At 48.1% G+C, this 19,457-nt stretch carries 16 protein-coding genes and 1 other annotated feature; of the genes, 2 read left to right on the top strand and 14 right to left on the bottom strand.

From position 1 onward, the window contains the following. Window position 1 precedes the first annotated feature (1 nt). Window positions 2-249: a binding site (T-box leader), on the bottom strand. 57 nt (window positions 250-306) lie between these two features. The 9 genes from B5G11_RS08000 to B5G11_RS08040 all read right to left on the bottom strand — a co-directional run bounded on the left by B5G11_RS08000 (window position 307) and on the right by B5G11_RS08040 (window position 11,070). Beyond that, window positions 307-831: a hypothetical protein gene (locus tag B5G11_RS08000; RefSeq protein ID WP_087252783.1), complete on the bottom strand. Its 525-nt coding sequence runs from the start codon at window positions 829-831 to the stop codon at window positions 307-309. Window positions 832-945: 114 nt separating this feature from the next. Then, window positions 946-2,109, bottom strand: coding sequence for a phosphoglycerate dehydrogenase (locus tag B5G11_RS08005; protein ID WP_087252784.1), 1,164 nt, complete (start codon window positions 2,107-2,109; stop codon window positions 946-948). Continuing rightward, window positions 2,109-3,191, bottom strand: coding sequence for a 3-phosphoserine/phosphohydroxythreonine transaminase (gene serC / locus B5G11_RS08010; protein ID WP_087252785.1), 1,083 nt, complete (start codon window positions 3,189-3,191; stop codon window positions 2,109-2,111). The genes B5G11_RS08005 and serC overlap by 1 nt, the downstream gene beginning before the upstream one ends. 55 nt (window positions 3,192-3,246) lie before the next feature. After that, on the bottom strand, window positions 3,247-4,935 hold the full coding sequence (gene ilvB, locus B5G11_RS08015) for a biosynthetic-type acetolactate synthase large subunit (RefSeq protein WP_087252786.1): 1,689 nt from the start codon (window positions 4,933-4,935) through the stop codon (window positions 3,247-3,249). Between the two features lie 18 nt (window positions 4,936-4,953). After that, on the bottom strand, window positions 4,954-6,624 hold the full coding sequence (gene ilvD / locus B5G11_RS08020; RefSeq protein ID WP_087252787.1) for a dihydroxy-acid dehydratase: 1,671 nt from the start codon (window positions 6,622-6,624) through the stop codon (window positions 4,954-4,956). A 37-nt stretch (window positions 6,625-6,661) separates the two neighbouring features. Beyond that, on the bottom strand, window positions 6,662-7,750 hold the full coding sequence (gene leuB, locus B5G11_RS08025; RefSeq protein WP_204229581.1) for a 3-isopropylmalate dehydrogenase: 1,089 nt from the start codon (window positions 7,748-7,750) through the stop codon (window positions 6,662-6,664). 190 nt (window positions 7,751-7,940) lie between these two features. Further along, on the bottom strand, window positions 7,941-8,267 hold the full coding sequence (gene yajC, locus B5G11_RS08030) for a preprotein translocase subunit YajC (RefSeq protein ID WP_087168242.1): 327 nt from the start codon (window positions 8,265-8,267) through the stop codon (window positions 7,941-7,943). Between the two features lie 92 nt (window positions 8,268-8,359). Continuing rightward, window positions 8,360-9,496 (bottom strand): tRNA guanosine(34) transglycosylase Tgt, encoded by a 1,137-nt coding sequence (gene tgt / locus B5G11_RS08035; RefSeq protein ID WP_087168243.1) that lies wholly within the window; start codon window positions 9,494-9,496, stop codon window positions 8,360-8,362. 29 nt (window positions 9,497-9,525) lie between these two features. Then, complete coding sequence (locus B5G11_RS08040; RefSeq protein WP_087168244.1) at window positions 9,526-11,070, bottom strand: peptidoglycan binding domain-containing protein; 1,545 nt, start codon at window positions 11,068-11,070, stop codon at window positions 9,526-9,528. Window positions 11,071-11,278: 208 nt separating this feature from the next. On the opposite strand from B5G11_RS08040, the gene aroC reads away from it, so the two are divergent. Together aroC and B5G11_RS08050 are read left to right on the top strand one after the other, a co-directional pair. After that, window positions 11,279-12,376 carry a chorismate synthase gene (aroC, locus tag B5G11_RS08045; RefSeq protein ID WP_087168245.1) on the top strand — a complete coding sequence of 366 codons (1,098 nt, stop codon included), beginning with the start codon at window positions 11,279-11,281 and terminating at the stop codon, window positions 12,374-12,376. 33 nt (window positions 12,377-12,409) lie between these two features. After that, on the top strand, window positions 12,410-13,324 hold the full coding sequence (locus B5G11_RS08050; RefSeq protein ID WP_087168246.1) for an RluA family pseudouridine synthase: 915 nt from the start codon (window positions 12,410-12,412) through the stop codon (window positions 13,322-13,324). On the opposite strand, the gene B5G11_RS08055 is transcribed toward B5G11_RS08050, so the two are convergent. Genes B5G11_RS08055 through dnaG form a run of 5 tightly spaced genes read right to left on the bottom strand, consistent with a single transcriptional unit; the run spans window position 13,321 to window position 19,457 of the window. Further along, the gene (locus tag B5G11_RS08055) at window positions 13,321-14,994 is read right to left on the bottom strand and encodes a nucleoside kinase (protein ID WP_087168247.1); all 1,674 of its coding nucleotides are present in this window, start codon (window positions 14,992-14,994) and stop codon (window positions 13,321-13,323) included. The two genes, B5G11_RS08050 and B5G11_RS08055, sit on opposite strands and share 4 nt — an antisense overlap. A 22-nt stretch (window positions 14,995-15,016) precedes the next feature. Further along, the gene (locus B5G11_RS08060) at window positions 15,017-15,802 is read right to left on the bottom strand and encodes a Nif3-like dinuclear metal center hexameric protein (protein WP_087168248.1); all 786 of its coding nucleotides are present in this window, start codon (window positions 15,800-15,802) and stop codon (window positions 15,017-15,019) included. A 13-nt stretch (window positions 15,803-15,815) separates the two neighbouring features. Further along, on the bottom strand, window positions 15,816-16,520 hold the full coding sequence (locus B5G11_RS08065; RefSeq protein ID WP_087168249.1) for a class I SAM-dependent methyltransferase: 705 nt from the start codon (window positions 16,518-16,520) through the stop codon (window positions 15,816-15,818). Between the two features lie 9 nt (window positions 16,521-16,529). Next, the gene (rpoD, locus tag B5G11_RS08070) at window positions 16,530-17,648 is read right to left on the bottom strand and encodes an RNA polymerase sigma factor RpoD (protein WP_087168250.1); all 1,119 of its coding nucleotides are present in this window, start codon (window positions 17,646-17,648) and stop codon (window positions 16,530-16,532) included. A gap of 36 nt (window positions 17,649-17,684) precedes the next feature. Further along, on the bottom strand, window positions 17,685-19,457 hold the full coding sequence (gene dnaG / locus B5G11_RS08075; RefSeq protein ID WP_087168284.1) for a DNA primase: 1,773 nt from the start codon (window positions 19,455-19,457) through the stop codon (window positions 17,685-17,687).

Raw genomic sequence — 19,457 nt, forward strand, 5'->3', positions numbered from 1 at the left:
CTCAGAGGACGATACTGTCATCGTGGTTCCACCTCACTTTACAGCCATCTCACGATGACTGCCTCATCAGGTACGCTGTCTCCAGATATACCCTTGCAGATAACGGCTGCTGCCGGAAATGCCTACTAGTCTGTACATTCAGCACTCTACTCCAAGAGGAATTCAGTAACACTTTCTGTATCCCATTCCACCACGCGGGACTCTCTGTAACATTCCATGATACTTACTACTTCTTTTCTTCGTATTTTCAAAGCAGATCTATGAAGTTGTTTCCATATTACTTCACATCTGCAGGTTTGTCAATACTTATTTTCCTGCCTCCGAAGAATCCTTCTTCACCGTCAGAGTACCGTCCTTCACCTCGATCCGGACTTTTCCTTTCCATTCACTCTCAAGGGAACTTTCCAGTTCTCCGGAAAGTCTGATCCGGATCGGAAATTCTCCAGCCTCACTGCCGTCCGCATCGCATTCTACCTCGTAATCGCCGCCTTCGTTCAGATCATCCAGCAGATCCTGAACACGGTATCCCGCCTCTTTGCTCAGCCATGCTTCCTTTTCTTTCTTTCCCGTTCCGTCTGCGAACTCTGCCCCGGCTGATAATTCCGGCAGATTTTCTCCCTGGTAAATTGTTTCAGACCGTGCAGTCAGTACAATCAGCGTTTCTTCGTTCCGGTTGAACTGCGGCATAACTTTCACCAAAAGGAAAATCAGCAGACAAAAAACGACACCGGCTGCAAAAGCGGCCGGTACGTTCCATTTATTTCGTATTCTTTTTGTATGAAACAGATTTTTTTTCGTCTTTTTTCCAACAGAAAGAATGTTTCTCTTCATTCGTATCTGACCTCGATTCCTATGTTATCCGTTACGATTATAGCGCACTTCTTTCCCGGATACAATGAAAGAGTTCTTAAATAAGAATGAAATTTCCCTTATATTTTCTTTCTTTTACAGAATGATACGCACTTTCAGGACATTCTCGATTTTGGAAAGTTCTTCCGCAATTCCGGAAGAATCCGTATCTTCAATATCGATCATCGTATAAGCAAAGCGTCCGCGGCTTTTGTTCGTCAAATCCGCGATGTTGATTCCTCTCTTTGCAAGAAGAGCCGTAAACTGGCCGATCATGTTCGGCACATTGTGATGAAGTACGGTAATTCTTGGATTTTTCCCTTTCTTTCCCATATCGCAGTTCGGAAAGTTTACGGAATTCATGATATTTCCGTTTTCCAGATACTCCCGGATCTCCCGGACAGCCATTCTGGCGCAGTTGTCCTCAGACTCTTCCGTGGAAGCACCCAGATGGGGAATAACGATGACATGATCTCTTCCTGCCAGCCCCGCTGTCGGAAAGTCTGTGACATATTTCCGTATGTGCCCGGTTTCCAGTGCCTCGATCAGATCTTCTTCCTTAACAAGAAGGTCTCTTGCAAAGTTCAGGAGAATTACACCGTCTTTCATCTGCCCTGCAGCCTCCCGGTCAATCATTCCTTTCGTGTCATCCAGTGCCGGGACATGAAGCGTAATATAATCACATTCCTGATAAATCGTCTCCAGATTTTTCACATGATGAATGTGGCGCGACAGATTCCACGCGGAATCCACCGACATATACGGATCGTATCCATATACTTCCATACCAAGATGAAGCGCCGCATTCGCCACCAGCACGCCAATGGCTCCAAGACCGATCACGCCAAGCTTCTTTCCTTCAATCTCCTGTCCGGCAAACATCTTTTTCTGCTTCTCCGCTGTCTTTGCGATATTCTCTTCTCCGGCATGGGCCTTCACCCACTCGATGCCTCCGATGATATCGCGGGACGCCAGAAGCATCCCCGCAATCACCAGTTCTTTTACGCCGTTTGCATTTGCTCCAGGCGTATTAAATACAACAATCCCTTTTTCCGCGCATTCTTCCAGAGGAATATTGTTTACCCCCGCACCTGCCCGCGCGATCACTTTTAGCTTCTCCGGAAATACCGTTTCGTGCAGAGATGCGCTTCTCAGGAGAACCGCGTCTGCCCCGGCCATCTCTTCTGTTCTTTGATAGTCTTCCGAAAAGAGAGAGAGACCTGCTTCCGAAATGGCGTTCAAACATTGATACTGATACATCACCGATTCTCCTTTTCAAATTTTTCCATAAATGTTACAAGTGCGTCCACGCCTTCATACGGCATGGCATTATAAATACTTGCCCGCATGCCGCCGACACTCCGGTGTCCTTTCAGATTGACCAGACCATGTTCTGCAGCCGCGGCTGTAAATCTGGCATCCAGCTCTTTCTCCCCTGTCACAAACGGAACATTCATCAAAGAACGGTCTTTCTTCGCTGCTGTGCCGGAAAACAGGCGGCTGTCATCCAGATATTCGTACAAAAGTGCCGCCTTTTTCTGGTTCTTCTTCTGAATTCCCGGAAGTCCTCCCTGATCCAGAAGCCACCGGAATACTTTCCCGCAGATATAAATTCCATATGCAGGCGGAGTATTGTAAAGGGAACCTGCCTTGGCGTGGACATGGTACTGCATCATGGTCGGAGTTCCCGGAAGCACCTCTTCCCGGATCAGATCCTTCCGTATAATCACAATCGTCACACCGGCCGGCCCGATATTCTTCTGCACACCGCCATACATGATGCCGTACTTTGTAATGTCCACAGGCTCAGACAGAAAGCAGGAGGAAACATCCGCTACAAGCGGGATGCCCTTCGTATCCGGAAGGGTATGAAACTTCGTTCCGTAGATCGTATTGTTCTCACAGATGTAAACATAATCCGCATCCCCGGAAGCAGACAGCTCACTCAGATCCGGGATGCAGGAAAAATTCTGCTCCTCAGAGGAGGCTGCTGCTTTTGCCTCTCCGTACTTCTGCGCTTCCTTCCAGGCTTTCTTTGCCCACTGCCCGGTCAGAATATAGTCTGCCTTTTTATGTTTCATGAGATTCATCGGAATCATTGCAAACTGCAGCGATGCCCCTCCCTGCAGAAACAGTACCTCATAGTCTTCCGGTATGTTTAAAAGTGTCCGGATGTCCTTCTCGGCATCCTGTATGATCGTTTCAAACGCCGCAGACCGGTGGCTCATCTCCATAACGGACATTCCGGTCCCCCTGTAATCCAGCATCTCCTTTGCGGCTTCCTGTAATACTTCCTCTGGCAGAACAGCCGGTCCCGCCGAAAAATTATATACTCTGCTCATACGATTCCTCCCTGTTTCCCGGCCAAACATTCCCCTTCGCCCGGCAGGTCGATTTTTAATTCTGTTTTGCTTTTTCTTTCAGATCTCCCTCATCAAATACCTGATCGATCGCTTCTCCCGGAGCAACCATCGGCCATACCTTCTCATCGCAGTCTATCTGACAGTCAATCAGAACCGGTCCGTCTGCGTTTCTTGCCTCCTCAAAGATCCGGACAAATTCTTCCCTTGTTGTGGCGCGGTATGCTTTCGCTCCCATCGCCTCGGCAAGTTTGACAAAGTCCACATTGTCATTGAGTATGGTAGCAGAATACCGTTTTCCATAGAACAGATCCTGCCACTGCCTCACCATTCCAAGTACGTGGTTATTCAGAATGACTTCGATAATCGGAATCTGATAACGTGCTGCTGTTGCAATCTCATTCATGTTCATCCGGAAACATCCGTCACCTGCAATATTAACCACACATTTTTCCGGTCTCGCACATTTCGCACCGATGGACGCCCCAAGTCCGTATCCCATCGTTCCGAGACCGCCGGATGTCAGAAGTGTTCTCGGCTTTGGATATTTATAATACTGTGCGGCCCACATCTGATTCTGTCCGACCTCTGTTACAATAACAGCATCTCCTTTCGTCTGCCGGTAAATTTCCTCTACGACAAACGGTCCGCTTAACACGTCCGGATGATAGGTCATCGGATATTTTGCCTTGTATGCTTCGATCGTCTGAATCCATTCACTGTGATTCTGCTGCTCCAGCATCTGATTCAGCTTTGAAAGTACCACCTTGACATCCCCGGTAATTCCATGCGTGATAACTACATTCTTATTCATTTCTGCCGGATCGATGTCAATCTGCAGAATTTTCGCCTTTGACGCAAATTTCTCCGCATTTCCCGTGACACGGTCACTGAATCGTGCCCCCACTACAACAAGAAGGTCGCACTCACTGACTCCGTGATTCGATGTTTTTGTTCCATGCATGCCAAGCATTCCTGTGTAATATGGATCTGTTCCAGGAAACGCACCCTTTCCCATCAGAGTGTCCGCAACCGGCGCATCCACCTTTTTAACAAATTCAAACAGTTCTTCGTCCGCATCGGAGAGCACTGCGCCTCCACCCACGAAAATATATGGCTTTTTCGAGTTCTGGATCATCTCTACTGCCGTCTGAAGATCTTCTTCATTGACCTTTTCGTTTCTCTTTTGAGGTGTGATTTTTTTCGGCTCATATTCGGCAAGATTGGACGTTACATCCTTTGGAATGTCAATCAGTACGGGACCCGGACGGCCCTTACGTGCAATCCGGAACGCTTTCCGGATCGTATCAGCCAGTTTATTGACATCTTTTACAATATAATTATGTTTCGTAATCGGCATGGTGACTCCCGCAATATCGATTTCCTGGAAACTGTCCTTTCCAAGAAGGGATACTCCGACGTTGCAGGTGATTGCCACAACAGGAATAGAATCCATATAGGCAGTCGCAATACCTGTTACAAGATTTGTCGCCCCCGGTCCGCTTGTGGCCAGACATACACCGACTTTTCCCGTTGCCCTGGCATAACCGTCCGCCGCATGCGCCGCACCCTGCTCATGAGAAGTCAGGATGTGACGGATCTCGTTCTGGTGCTTATACAGCGCATCATATACATTCAGAATCGCACCGCCCGGATATCCGAATACGGTATCCACACCCTGCTCTTTTAAACATTCTATTACAATTTCTGCTCCTGTAAGCTTCATTGCTCTTCTTCCTTTCGTCTAGTTTTTCGGAATCTCCAGGATCGCTCCTCTGTTTCCGCTTGTTACCATGGCTGCATACCGTGCCAGATAACCGGTCTTGACCTCCGGCTCTTTCGGCTGCCATGCCTTGCGTCTTCTTTCCAGCTCCTCTTCCGGAACATCCAGTTCCAGTTTCAGTCCCGGAATGTCAATCTTAATGATATCTCCCTCTTCTACGAGTGCTATCGGTCCGCCTACTGCCGCCTCCGGCGATACGTGTCCGATAGACGCGCCTCTGGATGCCCCTGAGAATCGTCCGTCTGTAATCAGGGCAACGCTGGATCCAAGTCCCATTCCCGCGATTGCGGATGTCGGATTGAGCATCTCCGGCATTCCCGGTCCGCCTTTTGGTCCGACATAGCGGATAACCACTACATCACCCGGATGAATCTCTCCGCCTTTGATTGCCTTGATTGCATCATCTTCACAGTCAAAGACTCTGGCAGGTCCCTCATGAACCATCATTTCTTCTACTACCGCCGAACGTTTTACCACGCTTCCGTCCGGAGCAAGATTCCCTTTCAGAACGGCAAGGCCTCCCGTCTCACTATATGGGTGATCTACCGGTCTTATGACTTCCGGATTTTTATTGATACATCCTGCGATATTTTCTTTCACTGTTTTTCCGGTCACCGTCATGCAGTCTGTATAGAGAAGCCCTTTTTTGTCCAGCTCATTCATGACTGCGTAAACGCCGCCCGCCTCATTAAGGTCCTCTATATATGTCGGTCCTGCCGGTGCCAGATGACAGAGGTTTGGTGTCTTCTCGCTGATTCCGTTTGCAAAATCAATCTCAAAATCCATTCCAATCTCATGGGCGATTGCCGGAAGGTGAAGCATACTGTTTGTGGAACATCCAAGGGCCATGTCCACTGTCAGGGCATTTAAAACGGCTTCCCTGGTCATAATGTCACGAGGACAGATATTTTTTCTCCAGAGCTCCATCACCTGCATACCCGCATGTTTTGCAAGACGGATTCTCTCGGAGTAAACTGCCGGGATGGTACCGTTGCCCTTTAAGCCCATTCCAAGCACCTCTGTCAGACAGTTCATACTGTTGGCCGTGTACATTCCGGAACAGGAACCGCATGTCGGGCAGACTTTACATTCAAACTCATCCAGCTCTTCTTCTGTAATCGTTCCAGCCGCATAAGCTCCAACCGCCTCAAACATGCTGGAAAGACTTCTCTTCTCTCCTTTCACATGTCCGGCAAGCATCGGGCCGCCGCTGACAAAAATAGTCGGAATATTGATCCGGGCCGCCGCCATCAGAAGACCCGGCACATTTTTATCACAGTTTGGAACCATGACAAGGGCATCAAACTGATGAGCCAGAGCCATCGCTTCCGTAGAGTCTGCAATCAGATCTCTCGTCACAAGAGAATACTTCATTCCGATATGTCCCATGGCGATCCCGTCACAGACTGCAATCGCCGGAAATACGATCGGGGTCCCTCCAGCCATGGCAACTCCCATTTTGACTGCTTCCACAATCTTATCGAGATTCATATGTCCCGGCACGATCTCATTATAAGAGCTTACAATTCCTACAAGCGGACGTTCCATCTCTTCTTTTGTCAGTCCCAGCGCATTCATCAGAGAACGATGCGGCGCCTGCTGGCTTCCTTTTGTTACAGTATCACTTCTCATCTTTCTTCCTCCTGTCCTTACTCTGTTTCTATAGTCATTATGCCTGAATTCTTTCACAGATCAGATCTCCCATTTCCTTTGTGCCGACCTGTGTACATCCTGCAGACATGATATCTCCTGTCCGGTATCCGTCTTTCAAAACCTGATCCACTGCCCTCTCTACCGCGTCCGCTTCCTTATCAAGATCAAAGGAGAAACGAAGCATCATTGCTGCGGAAAGGATTGTGGCAATCGGGTTTGCGATTCCCTTTCCTGCAATGTCCGGCGCGGATCCTCCGCTCGGCTCATACAGGCCGAATTTACTGTCATTAAGGCTTGCGCTTGCCAGCATTCCGATAGATCCAGTCACCATGCTGGCTTCATCGGATAAAATATCTCCAAACATATTCTCTGTCAGAATCACATCAAACTGCTTTGGATTTTTTACGATCTGCATCGCACAGTTATCAACAAGCATATGTTCCAGCGTCACGTCCGGATACTCTGCCGCCACCTCTTCTGTCACCTTTCTCCACAGTCTGGAGGAATCCAGAACATTTGCCTTATCCACACTTGTCACCTTGCGGGAACGTTTCCCGGCAATGTCAAATGCGCGCTTTGCAATCCTGCGGATTTCATTTTCATTATAGGAAAGTGTGTCCACCGCGGTCATGACACCATCCTTTTCTTCTGTCTTTCTTTCACCAAAATACAGTCCGCCCGTCAGTTCTCTCATAATCATAAAATCAAATCCGCCTTCGGTGAGCTCCGGTTTCAGAGGACATGCCCCTTCCAGTTCCTCATAGAGAACTGCCGGTCTTAAATTGGCGAAAAGGCCAAGCTCCTTACGAATCCGAAGCAGTCCTGCCTCCGGCCTTTTGGACGGTTCCAGCTGATACCATGAGGAAGTCTTTGCATCGCCTCCGATGGACCCCATCAGTACAGCGTCACATGCTTTTGCCTTTTCCACCGTCTCATCTGTAAGCGGCACTCCATGCACATCGATGGATGCGCCTCCCAGAAGAAGCTCCGTGTAATCACAGGTATGTCCGTATATCTCTCCTACTTTATCCAGAACCTTCATGGCCTCCGTGACAATTTCCGGGCCGATTCCGTCTCCTTTTATAATTCCTATGTTTAATTTCATTGCTATCCCTCCCAGAAAATCTGTTACAGAATATCATATAATATTTTTGTTTTTGTTTCAACCCTTTACCTCGTAAAAGTGCCTTTTCCACCCGTTTTCTCCATGAAAACCACCTGCCTGAGGCTTTTTTCAACAACAAAAAACAGATCCCTCTAAAACGGAATCTGCTTTTCTTTTCACTGACTTATCATTATTTTGTTTCACCTGCACCAGGCTTTTCTACCTGCATGATAGCAGCCTTCTGCATCGGAATACGACAGTTTTTATTATTTCCGAACTCTACGATCACATCTTCTTCTGTGATATCGATCACTACTCCGTAAAATCCACTTGTCGTCAGAACAGTATCTCCAACTTCCATATCAGCGATCATCGCCGCTACCCTCTTCTGCTCTTTCTTCTGCGGTCTCATCAGAATGAACCAGAGTCCGCCAAGAACAACTACATAAAAAAGGATCAAAAACAGCGGGTTTGAGAAAATGCCTCCGCTTGACTCTGTAAGTAACGTGTATTCCATCATTCTTTCCTCCTAATTTCTAGCTAAACACTATTGCTATCATACACAATTTTTCCCGTTTCATCAAGTACTTTTGGGAATTTTATCAGGTTTTATCCTTTCTGTCCCTGCGCCATTCCCTCAAGTTTCTGCTTTTTATATTCTTTGTAGCGGCCTTCTTCGATTGCGGCACGGATTTCTTCCATCATTGTATTGTAAAAATACAGGTTGTGAAGTACGCAGAACCGCATGCCGAGCATCTCCTTTGCTTTCAGAAGGTGACGGATATAGGCTCTGGAATATTTCCGGCATACCGGGCATCCGCAGCCTTCTTCAATCGGGCGGTCATCCAGTTCATATTTGGCATTGAAAAGGTTCAGTTTGCCATGATTCGTGTACACATGGCCGTGCCGGCCGTTTCGTGTCGGATAAACGCAGTCAAAAAAGTCAACGCCCCGGTCCACTGCCTCCAGAATATTTGCAGGGGTACCGACTCCCATCAGATACGTTGGTTTTTCAAGCGGCAGATAAGGAACAACGGCATCCAGAATCCGGTACATCTCCTCATGAGATTCTCCTACCGCAAGTCCTCCGATGGCATATCCCGGAAGATCAAGCTCTGCGATTTCCTGCGCATGTGCAATCCGGACATCCTCCAGAATTCCGCCCTGATTGATTCCGAACAGCAGCTGATGCGGATTGATCGTATCCGGAAGACTGTTCAGCCGCTCCATCTCGGCCTTACATCTGCGAAGCCACCGTGATGTTCTCGCGACAGAACGCTCAATATAATCCCGGTCTTTTGTACTGGCCGGGCATTCGTCAAACGCCATAGCAATGGTGGATGCCAGATTGGACTGGATCTGCATACTCTCCTCCGGTCCCATAAAAATCTTCTTCCCGTCAATGTGAGAATGGAAATGTACTCCTTCCTCCTTGATCTTCCTGAGGCCCGCAAGGGAAAACACCTGAAATCCGCCGGAATCCGTCAGAATCGGCTTGTCCCATACCATAAACTTATGCAGCCCTCCAAGTTTTTTTACCACCTCATCGCCCGGTCTTACGTGGAGATGATAGGTATTGGAAAGCTCCACCTGGGTTTTGATCTCTCTTAAGTCATCGGTGGACACTGCTCCTTTAATGGCGGCAGCCGTCCCCACATTCATAAACACCGGTGTTTCAACAACACCGTGTACCGTTGTAAAACGGCCCCTTTTTGCGAGGCCGTCTCTTTTTAACAATTCATACATGTTTTCTTTGCTCCGTTCTGAAATCTGGTTTAGAAATGACAGATGATCGGTGTCGTCTCATTGATCAGATCATAAAGCTTTGCCGCATCATCGTATTTCATATTGATACATCCGTGGGAACCATGGTTCAGGTACCAGTCCCCTCCGAATCGTGTCTGCCAGGACGCATCATGGAATCCGATGTCTCCATTGAAAGGCATCCAGAATGCCACCGGAGATTCATAGGAATACTCTCCGTTTGCAAGCAGTTCTCCACGAAGTACTGCATTCTTGGTCTTGTAAGTCAGGTCATAGCTTCCCTGCGGTGTGTCATCTTCTCCATTCGGAGTTCCACTGACAATATCACAGTTCATGATCACTTCTCCGTTCTGGAAAAACCAGAATTTCTGTGTCGTCAGATCCACTTCCGCGTAAGTGTCTCCGTAGTCATTGTCGTCTCCGTGATCCGCTCCTCTTCTGGACCATTTCGGCTCCCTTGAAACTTCTTCGCCGCTCTGAATATTCGCAACCAGAGCCGCATACTCGTCTTCCTGATTTAAATACCAGCCAAAGTCACCTCCGGATACCTGCACTGTATCTCCGCGGCCCGTCACAAATGTCCGCGTCGTTCCAACTGTATTATACTTTGTAGCAAGCTGCGCAATATAGGCATTCACCTGATCGGTATTGAATGTCACCTGCATATTCTCATCAACCGTCAGCCACTGGGAAATAAGCGTCTTATCTACTACTTCTGTCTTTGGTGACAGATCATATGTAATCTTGCTCTGGAGATACTTATTCATGGTATCAACCGCAGCCTGCACTTCCGGAGAATCTTTCGTGTAAGCCGGTGTGATATAGCATCCTTCCGTCTCCAGATTCATTTCCTGATTAAAGCCGCTTACGGACTCTTTTACCTTCTGAAGAAGCGTCTCCTGATTCACCTGGTTTCCGACTACTTCCTCCTGGATGACAAACTGGTTTCCGTCATATACCGGATGTGCATTTTCTGAGGCAGTCTGGCCTGCGGAAGTCACGCACTTCAGCATGGAAACAAACCCTGCCAGCTTTTCTTCATTATATTCGATTCCGACTTCCGTTGTGACATCGGATTTTGTCCACAGTGCCGTCGGCCAGAGAAATGGATTCTGCTCCTCCTTGACTTTCTCAAGAGCACCGCTCTCCTGATAGGAGATGTCAATATCTTTTCCGGAGATCGTCTCCGTTCCTCCGTCTTTTTCATTTAATGTCAACGTGTATCCGGCAACCTGCTCTGCCATATAATCCTCCGCATCATGAACGCTTCTGAGTGAAAAGCTGTTACCGTTGATCGTTGTTCCCGGATAGAAATGGCTCTGAAAAAAGATCACTCCGCCAAAATAGGCAACCGCTACAATTCCGACAATGCTGCCGCAGGTAATCGCGATCCGTTTCTTTGCCGCCTTGGATATCCGGCGTTTCTCTTTCTTTTTCCTTGGTCCCCGTCTATGTTTGATTCTCGTCTTTCTTGCTATTTCATTTTCACTGTCCATTGTATGATCCTGATCCGAAATCCGGAGTTCTTCTTCCGGAATATTTTCGTTTTTCTTCATTCAATATCTACCCCTTACTATTTTACCTTATACATCGCTATTATAATATGTCTATGTGGAAAAGTACAGTGAAAATTTGTTGAATCTTGTCGTATATCCTACTTACTTTTCGGCGTTTTCCCTCAAATTTCGATTGCAGTTTTTTCAGTGCTTCTATATAATAGATAGAAGTTTATTCAGATTATTTTGTATATTTGGAGGTATCATTATGGCAGGATCATCTTTTGGAACTCTTTTTCAGATTACAACATGGGGAGAATCCCACGGAGCCGGCATCGGTGTCGTAGTAGACGGCTGCCCGGCAGGGCTTGCACTCTCCCCTTCCGATATTCAGGCCTTTTTAAACCGCAGAAAACCGGGACAGAATGCTTACTCTACCATGCGCAAGGAAGCAGACGAAGTGGAAATCCTCTCCGGCGTGTTTGAGGGAAAGACAACCGGTACACCAATCTCCCTTCTCGTGCGGAATCAGGACCAGCGCTCCCATGACTATTCTCAGATCAAAGACTGTTACCGGCCCGGTCATGCGGATTATACCTTCGATGCAAAATACGGATTCCGGGATTACCGGGGCGGCGGACGTTCCTCGGGACGAGAAACGATCGGACGTGTTGCTGCCGGCGCCATTGCTTCTCTCCTTCTGAAAAATCTCGGCATCCAGGTTCAGGCATATACGAAAGCGATCGGTCCATACACCATCCCTGCTGATGAGTACGACTTTTCCGTTCTGAAAAGCAGTCCGCTTTGTATGCCTCATCTGGGATACTCTCAAAAAGCGGAAGAATATCTGCGTACCTGTATGGAAAACCAGGATTCCGCAGGAGGCATTATCGAATGTCAGATCGCGGGACTTCCTGCCGGCATCGGCGAACCGGTTTTTGACAAGCTGGACGCCCTCCTTGCCCACGCAGTTCTTTCCATCGGAGCTGTCAAAGGATTTGAAATCGGAGATGGCTTTGAAGCCGCCCGTTCAAACGGTTCCACAAACAATGACGCTTTCTGCCTGAAAGACGGACAGATCACCAAGAAGACAAATCATTCCGGCGGAACACTTGGAGGGATGAGTGACGGAAGCACTGTCATTTTCCGTGCGGCCATCAAGCCGACTCCTTCCATCTCCTCTCTGCAGCAGACGGTCAACTCCTCTATGGAAGAGGTTGACATCTCTGTCAAAGGAAGACATGATCCGATCATTGTTCCGCGGGCCGTTGTCGTTGTGGAATCCATGGCAGCGCTTACCACCGTGGATCTGCTGCTTCGGAACATGAGCGCCTCCATGGATCATCTTCTCCGGATTTACCGGTAATCTTACGCTCAAACGAGAGAAAGGAAGTCCTTTATGAAAAGAGAACTGACCTATATCATACAAGAAACGGACGGTACGGCTGCGCCGCTTACCGTCCAAAGCTTTCTGAAAAGCAGGGGATATTCTCATGCTGTCATCGTCTCCCTCAAAAAAACTCCGGAGGGAATTCTAAAAAACGGTGTCTGGGCACGAGCACACGATCCACTCCTGCCGGGCGACTGCCTTCAGGTGCGGATTGTCGAAGACAGTTCTTCCGATCATATTGTTCCGCGTCCGCTTCCGTTTCCGGTTGTATACGAGGATGAAGATCTTCTTGTCGTGAACAAACCGGCTGACATGCCGATTCATCCGTCTCAGGGAAATTACGAGAATACTCTCGCCAATGCTGCCGCCTGGTATTTCAAAGAAAAAGGGGAATCATTTGTGTACCGCTGTATCAACCGTCTGGACCGGGACACAACTGGACTTCTCATCCTTGCCAGGCATGCCTACAGCGCTGCCCTTCTTTCCCGGATGGTCTCTGCCCGCCAGATTAAGCGGGAGTATCTTGCAGTTGTCAGAGGCACTCCGGATGTTTCCGGAATCATCGATGCTCCAATCGGACGTAAAGAAGGATCTACCATCGAACGCCGGGTGGACTTTGAACACGGTGAACCGGCCCGTACCCATTATGAACTCCTTTACTCCGAGGGCGGATATTCCCTCGTCCGGCTCCGCCTTGACACAGGGCGTACCCATCAGATCCGTGTCCACATGAAATATCTTGGGCATCCTCTGCCCGGCGACTTTCTTTACTGTCCGGATTACACAAAAATAAAACGGCAGGCGCTTCACTCCTGCCGTCTCTCTTTTCTCCATCCTGTTACGGGGCATCCTCTTTCCTTTACCGCCCCGCTGCCGGATGATATGCGTTCTTTCTTCCCGTCTGTTTCTCTGAATACTCTTTAAAGATCATAGCATCCGCCTCCGATAAACTCCCGCAACAGGGAGTTTGCCGGAATCCTCTCTGTTCCGATCCCGAGAAAATAGTCCAGAAACTTCAAAAGCCGCTTGGCTTCATGGAATTCTTCCATTTCCGGTGTAATCTGAAATAACAGTGGTTCCACATACTGTTTTAATACCGCAAGTTCGTAAATCAGGGCCGAGTTAAACATGATGTCCGCTTCCTCCTGGAACGGGAAAATATTTCGCTCTTCCCCCCTTCTGACCGAATACCACATGGCAATTGTTCTTGCCGCGGAAGTGCCCCGGGTCCTTGCATCACGGACAATCCGGCGGATCAGACGTCCGTCCGTAGTCGGGATCCTGTTGTGTTCGTCTACATTCAGCTGTGTCAGCGCACTGATATAAATCTTAAACTTCCGCTCATTCGGAAGAGCTTTGGTAAGCTCTGGATTCAGGCAGTGAATTCCCTCAATCACAAGAATATCCCTGCTCTCCATTTTCAGCTTTTTCCCTTCGTATTTCCTCTGTCCCGTGATAAAATCAAAGGTCGGAATTTCCACCTCTTCGCCATGAAGCAGACGTCTCAGATCTTCATTAAACTGTTCTACGTCAATCGCTTCCAGGCACTCAAAGTCATAATTCCCTTTCTCGTCCTTTGGAGTGTGCTCCCGGTTGACAAAATAGTTGTCGACCGCAAGAGGATGAGGACGCAGGCCGTTTACCCTGAGCTGGACGGACAACCTGTGCGAAAAGGTCGTCTTTCCCGAAGAAGAAGGTCCTGCCACAAGCACAAACTTCACATCACCTCTTTTTGCGATCTGTTCCGCAATTTCAGCAATCTTCTTTTCCTGCTGTGCTTCCTGCACCAGTACCATGTTCTGAGCTCCCTCCCGCACAATTTCGCGGTTCAGATCGCCAACGGTTTCAATATCCTGGAGATCACCCCATTTCATGGATTCTTTCTGTACCTGAAACAACTTTTCCCGCACCTGTAAAGGCGGAACCCGTTCCGGATCCGACATTTTCGGCATCTGGATCACAAATCCTTCATCATACGGATAGAGTTCAAAATATTTCAGATATCCTGTGGACGGCACCATGTAGCCGTAGTTATAGTCCTCGAAAGCTCCCATCCTGTACAGGTTGACTCTGGAACTTCTCCGGTATTTGAACAATTCTTCTTTATCATACATACCATATTGATGAAACAGCTCAATCGCTTCATCCGTATGGAGATTCCGTTTTTCTATCGGAATATCAGCCTCTACGATCTTTCGCATCGTATCTTTAACACGGTTTAGAAATACCTCATCCAGACAGATATCCCCGTCAATCGTACAGTAATACCCCTGGTCCACCGAGTAATGAATCCGCACTTTTTGAATCTTATCATGTCCGGCTGTATCATAGACCGCCTTTACAAGCATCAGGCTCATACTTCTTTTGTAGGTCTTATACCCGATGTCCTCTCCGGTCGTGACAAGCCTGACCCTGCAATCTTTCCGGAGCGTTTTATACAGTTCTTTCAGTTTTCCGTCCTGAATCACAAGAACAACATCATTTTTGTACTCTTTCTGTCTGTCTTTTGCAATCTCAAGAAAAGTGGTTCCTTCCGGATACTGCTTTGTTTCTCCATTTTCAAATGTAACCGTATACTGTAGTACATCGTGCAAACTAACACCTTCTTTCCAGCCTTTATAAAATCACGGAATACGGCAAATGCTTCGGCATGGTAATCACTTCGATTCTGCCTTCCGTTTTATCCTCCAGATACTGTTTCATATCCTCCATAAACAGATATTCCAGTCCGTAGTGTCCCGCATCAAGCACTGCCATCCCCTGGGCATCGGCATCAATTCCGGTATGGTGACCGATATCTCCGCTCAGAAATACATCTGCACCTTTCAAAAGCGCTTCCTGCACTACACTTTCGCCCGATCCCGGACAGACCGCCACCGTTTTGACCGGCCTGTCTGCTCCAAAGCACCGAAGTTCCTCCAGGCCAAAACGTGTTCTGATTCTGGCCGCAAATTCAAGAAGGCTCTCCGGCTCTTTCAACGTTCCGGTCACGCCGATTCCACACGGAACCCCCAGCCATTCCCCGGTTTCCTCAAGCGGACCGGTCTCTTCCAGTCCGATTTTTTCTGCGGCAAGCATCCCCATCCTGCAGATATCGTAGTTCGTATGCATGGCATAGTAGGCCACGTCTGCCTGTATCAGCTTTAGAATTCTTCTTCCGATAAACGCTTCATCCGTAATCCGCTTCACAGCCCGGAACAGAAGCGGATGATGAGAAAGGATCATATCCGCCTTGATTTCCAGTGCCGTCTCCACGGCAGCATCATCGACATCAACCGTAATCAGGACCTTTTGGACCTCCTTTTCTTCTCTTCCAAGTATGAGACCGCTGTTATCCCAGTCAAGCGCATAACTCTCCGGTGCAGCCTCCACCAAAATATTTCGGATTTCTTTTACCTTCATCTTGCCTCTCCTTTTACCGGTACCTGCCTTCTGCTGCATACAGCTGCTTCAGTTCTTTTTCTATCTCTATGATCCGGGCTTTGGAACTTTCCGACGGATCCTGGCTCTTCCTCAGATTCTCCAGAATGTTCGTCCGGATCCGGATTTCCCGTTTCAGAAAATCATGGAGAACCGGATGTTTCTCTTTCAGAAGAACTCTTCCATACTCATATTCCTCTTCCGTGTACGGGAACTGCTCCCTCTTCCCCGGAACAGCCTTCATCATCGGGTAGTATTTTCCATCCTCATATATCATATTCTCATACTCAATGGAAAATCCGTTTTCAATCAGAAACCGGCGGACTTTCCCGATCTCCGACTGCGGCTGGAGAATACATTCTTTCAGCGAAGCCGTCGTTTCCGGACAGGCCGACAAAATCTGTATAATAAGAGCGCCGCCCATTCCGGCGGCGATCATACTGTCTGCTTCCTGGATGCTCAGTTCTTTGAGTCCATCTGATCTTCTTGTCCCGATTTGCTCTTCAAGCCCATATTCTCCGATATGTTCTCTGGCACGCTGGAGCGGCCCTTCGTTAACATCCATCGCAACCGCGGATGGAATCCGTCCGTTTTGCACCAGCCAGATCGGGACATACGCGTGATCCGTCCCGATGTCTGCCACTCTGTATCCGGGCGTCACCAGCTCGGCGACCGCCCGAAGTCTCTTTGATAATTCCATGCTCCGCTCCTAATCCAGATAGTCTCTTAATTTACGGCTGCGGCTTGGATGGCGCAGTTTTCTCAGTGCCTTGGCCTCAATCTGACGGATACGTTCTCTTGTAACATCAAACTCTTTACCGACTTCCTCCAGTGTCCTTGCCCGGCCGTCGTTCATTCCAAAACGCAGTCTTAAGACCTTCTGTTCTCTGTCTGTCAGTGTATCCAGCACTTCATTGAGCTGTTCCTTTAACAGTGTGGCGGCAGCAGCTTCCGCCGGAACCGGCACATTATCATCCTGAATGAAATCACCAAGATGGCTGTCCTCTTCTTCCCCGATCGGTGTCTCCAGAGACACCGGTTCCTGTGAAATCTTCAAAATCTCTCTGACACGGTCCACAGGCATGTCCAGTTCTTTTGCAATCTCTTCCGGAAGCGGCTCTCTTCCGAGCTCCTGAAGGAGCTGTCTGGATACCCGGATCAGTTTGTTGATCGTCTCCACCATATGAACAGGAATACGGATCGTTCTCGCCTGGTCCGCAATCGCTCTCGTAATTGCCTGACGGATCCACCAGGTCGCATAGGTACTGAACTTAAATCCCTTCTGGTAATCAAACTTCTCAACCGCCTTGATCAGACCAAGATTACCTTCCTGAATCAGATCCAGAAAGAGCATTCCCCGCCCGACATAGCGCTTTGCAATGCTGACTACAAGACGGAGGTTCGCCTCTGCCAGTCTCTTTTTGGCACTCTCATCGCCTTCCGCCATTCTTTTGGCCAGATCAATCTCTTCTTCTGCACTTAAAAGAGGAACCTTTCCGATTTCTTTCAAGTACATACGCACCGGATCCTCAATGCTGATCCCGTCCGGCACAGACAGATCGATCTTTTCCATATCGACCTCTTCCTCTTCTTCTGCAAGAATCAGATCGTCAATATCTGCGTCCAGGTCATCATCATTTCCAATACGCAGCACATCGATGTTCATTGCCTCCAGATACTCATACACCTTTTCCATCTGCTCTGAAGATAATTCCAGATCAGCCAGAAAATCACTGATCTCCTGAATTTCCAGAACTTTCTTTTTCTTTTTTCCAAGTTCGACCAGCTCTTTCAGCTTTTCCTCAAATTTTGCTACGTTTTCTTCCATGCTTTTGTCCATCCTCTCATCGCTTGTTCTATACTTTTATTTTATGGATATCTGCATCTGATACAGTTTCTGCAGATCCTTTTTGGCTTCCATGAGCTTCTGAAGACCTTTGATATCCGTCGGGTCCAGCGCTCTTCCCGCTTCTTCAATACTGTGGTTTTTCACCTTGATCACCGTCTCTTTGAGAGCCTTTTCCTGCTCCTCTTTCGTGGATAGCTCACGAATCTTTGTATGAAACAGTGATGCGGCCTCCCGATGCTCTTCCTCATCCGTAAAGTGATTCAAAATGCGGGCAGGATTGAGATCTCCCTCTTCATACTGCTCATAAAGCAGTGAGGCAACTTCCTTATACAGGCTTCCGGTGAAATCGTCCGGTGTAATGTAATTCTTCACCTGAGAAAATACTGTCATATCATCAATCATCCAGGTCAGAAGGATCTTCTGGGACTTCAGATTTCCGTCTTCCTTCTCCTTGACAGCCGCAGTCTGCTTCGGCCGTCTGGCCGGTGCTGCCAGCCCCTTCTCTATAGCCGTCTTTGCCACCAGCTTTTTCAGATCCTCAAAGGCTACTTTATATGCTCTGGCAACCGCCTCGGTATAATTATCCCTTTCAATCTGCTCTTCAAATTCTCCAAGTCTTGCCGCTGCCTCTTTCATGAAACCGGTCTTACCTTCCGGGGAATTCATGTCATACTGACGTTCCAGCACCTCCAGACTGTACATAAACCCGTTTCTGGCTTTGCTGATCCGCTCTTCAAAAGCCGCCGCACCCAGATTTTTGATAAACTCGTCCGGATCCTTATACGGATCCATCCGGATCACTTTCGCCGTAATGCCCGCCTCTTTCAGAATCGGCATCGCTCTCAGGGCTGCCTTCGTTCCTGCCTCATCGCTGTCATAAGTCAGATATACTTCCTGAACGTACCGCTTAATTAAAGATGCATGTCCAGGTGTAAATGCAGTCCCGAGGGAGGCAACTGCATTGGTAAATCCTGCCTGATGAAGCGCAATCACATCCATATACCCTTCGCACAGCAGAAAATAAGGCTTTCTGGAACTTCTTGCACGGTTCAGCCCGTAAAGATTTCTGCTTTTATCAAAAATCGGAGTCTCAGGGGAGTTCAGATATTTCGGTTTCCCGTCACCCATGACACGGCCGCCGAATCCAATAACACGGCTGTTTGCGTCCATGATCGGAAACATCACACGATTCCAGAATTTATCATGAATTCCTTGTTTCTCATCGACACTTGCAAGCCCGGACTGCACGATCAGCTCATCCGAATAGCCCTTCAACTTCAGGAATCTGCTCAGATCATCGCTGTATTTATTTGCATATCCGAGCCCGAAGTGCACGATGGTCTCCTCTGTCAATGCTCTGTCGGTCAGATATTGATAGGCCTGCCGCCCTTTTTCCGACTTCAGCTGTGCAAAATAATATTTTGCTGCAAGCTTGTTGATCGCAAGAAGCGTCTCTCTTAAATCTGCTCTTTCTTTTGCCTCTTTGGAATACTGTTCCTTCGGCAGCTCCACTCCCGCTCTGTCCGCAAGATAACGGAGCGCCTCGGTAAACGAATAGTGCTCATATTCCATCAAGAATGTAAACACATTTCCTCCTGCCCCGCAGCCAAAGCAGTAGTACATCTGCTTGTCCCGGCTGACAGAAAAGGACGGGGATTTTTCATTGTGAAACGGACAAAGTCCAAAATAAGAATTTCCTTTTTTCTGCAGTCTTACATAAGAAGAAATCACGTCTATAATATCGTTTTTCATTCTTACTTCTTCTATCACGTCTTCTGAATAATACAC

The organism is Drancourtella sp. An57, from assembly GCF_002161525.1.
Taxonomy (GTDB): Bacteria; Bacillota; Clostridia; order Lachnospirales; family Lachnospiraceae; genus Sellimonas; species Sellimonas catena.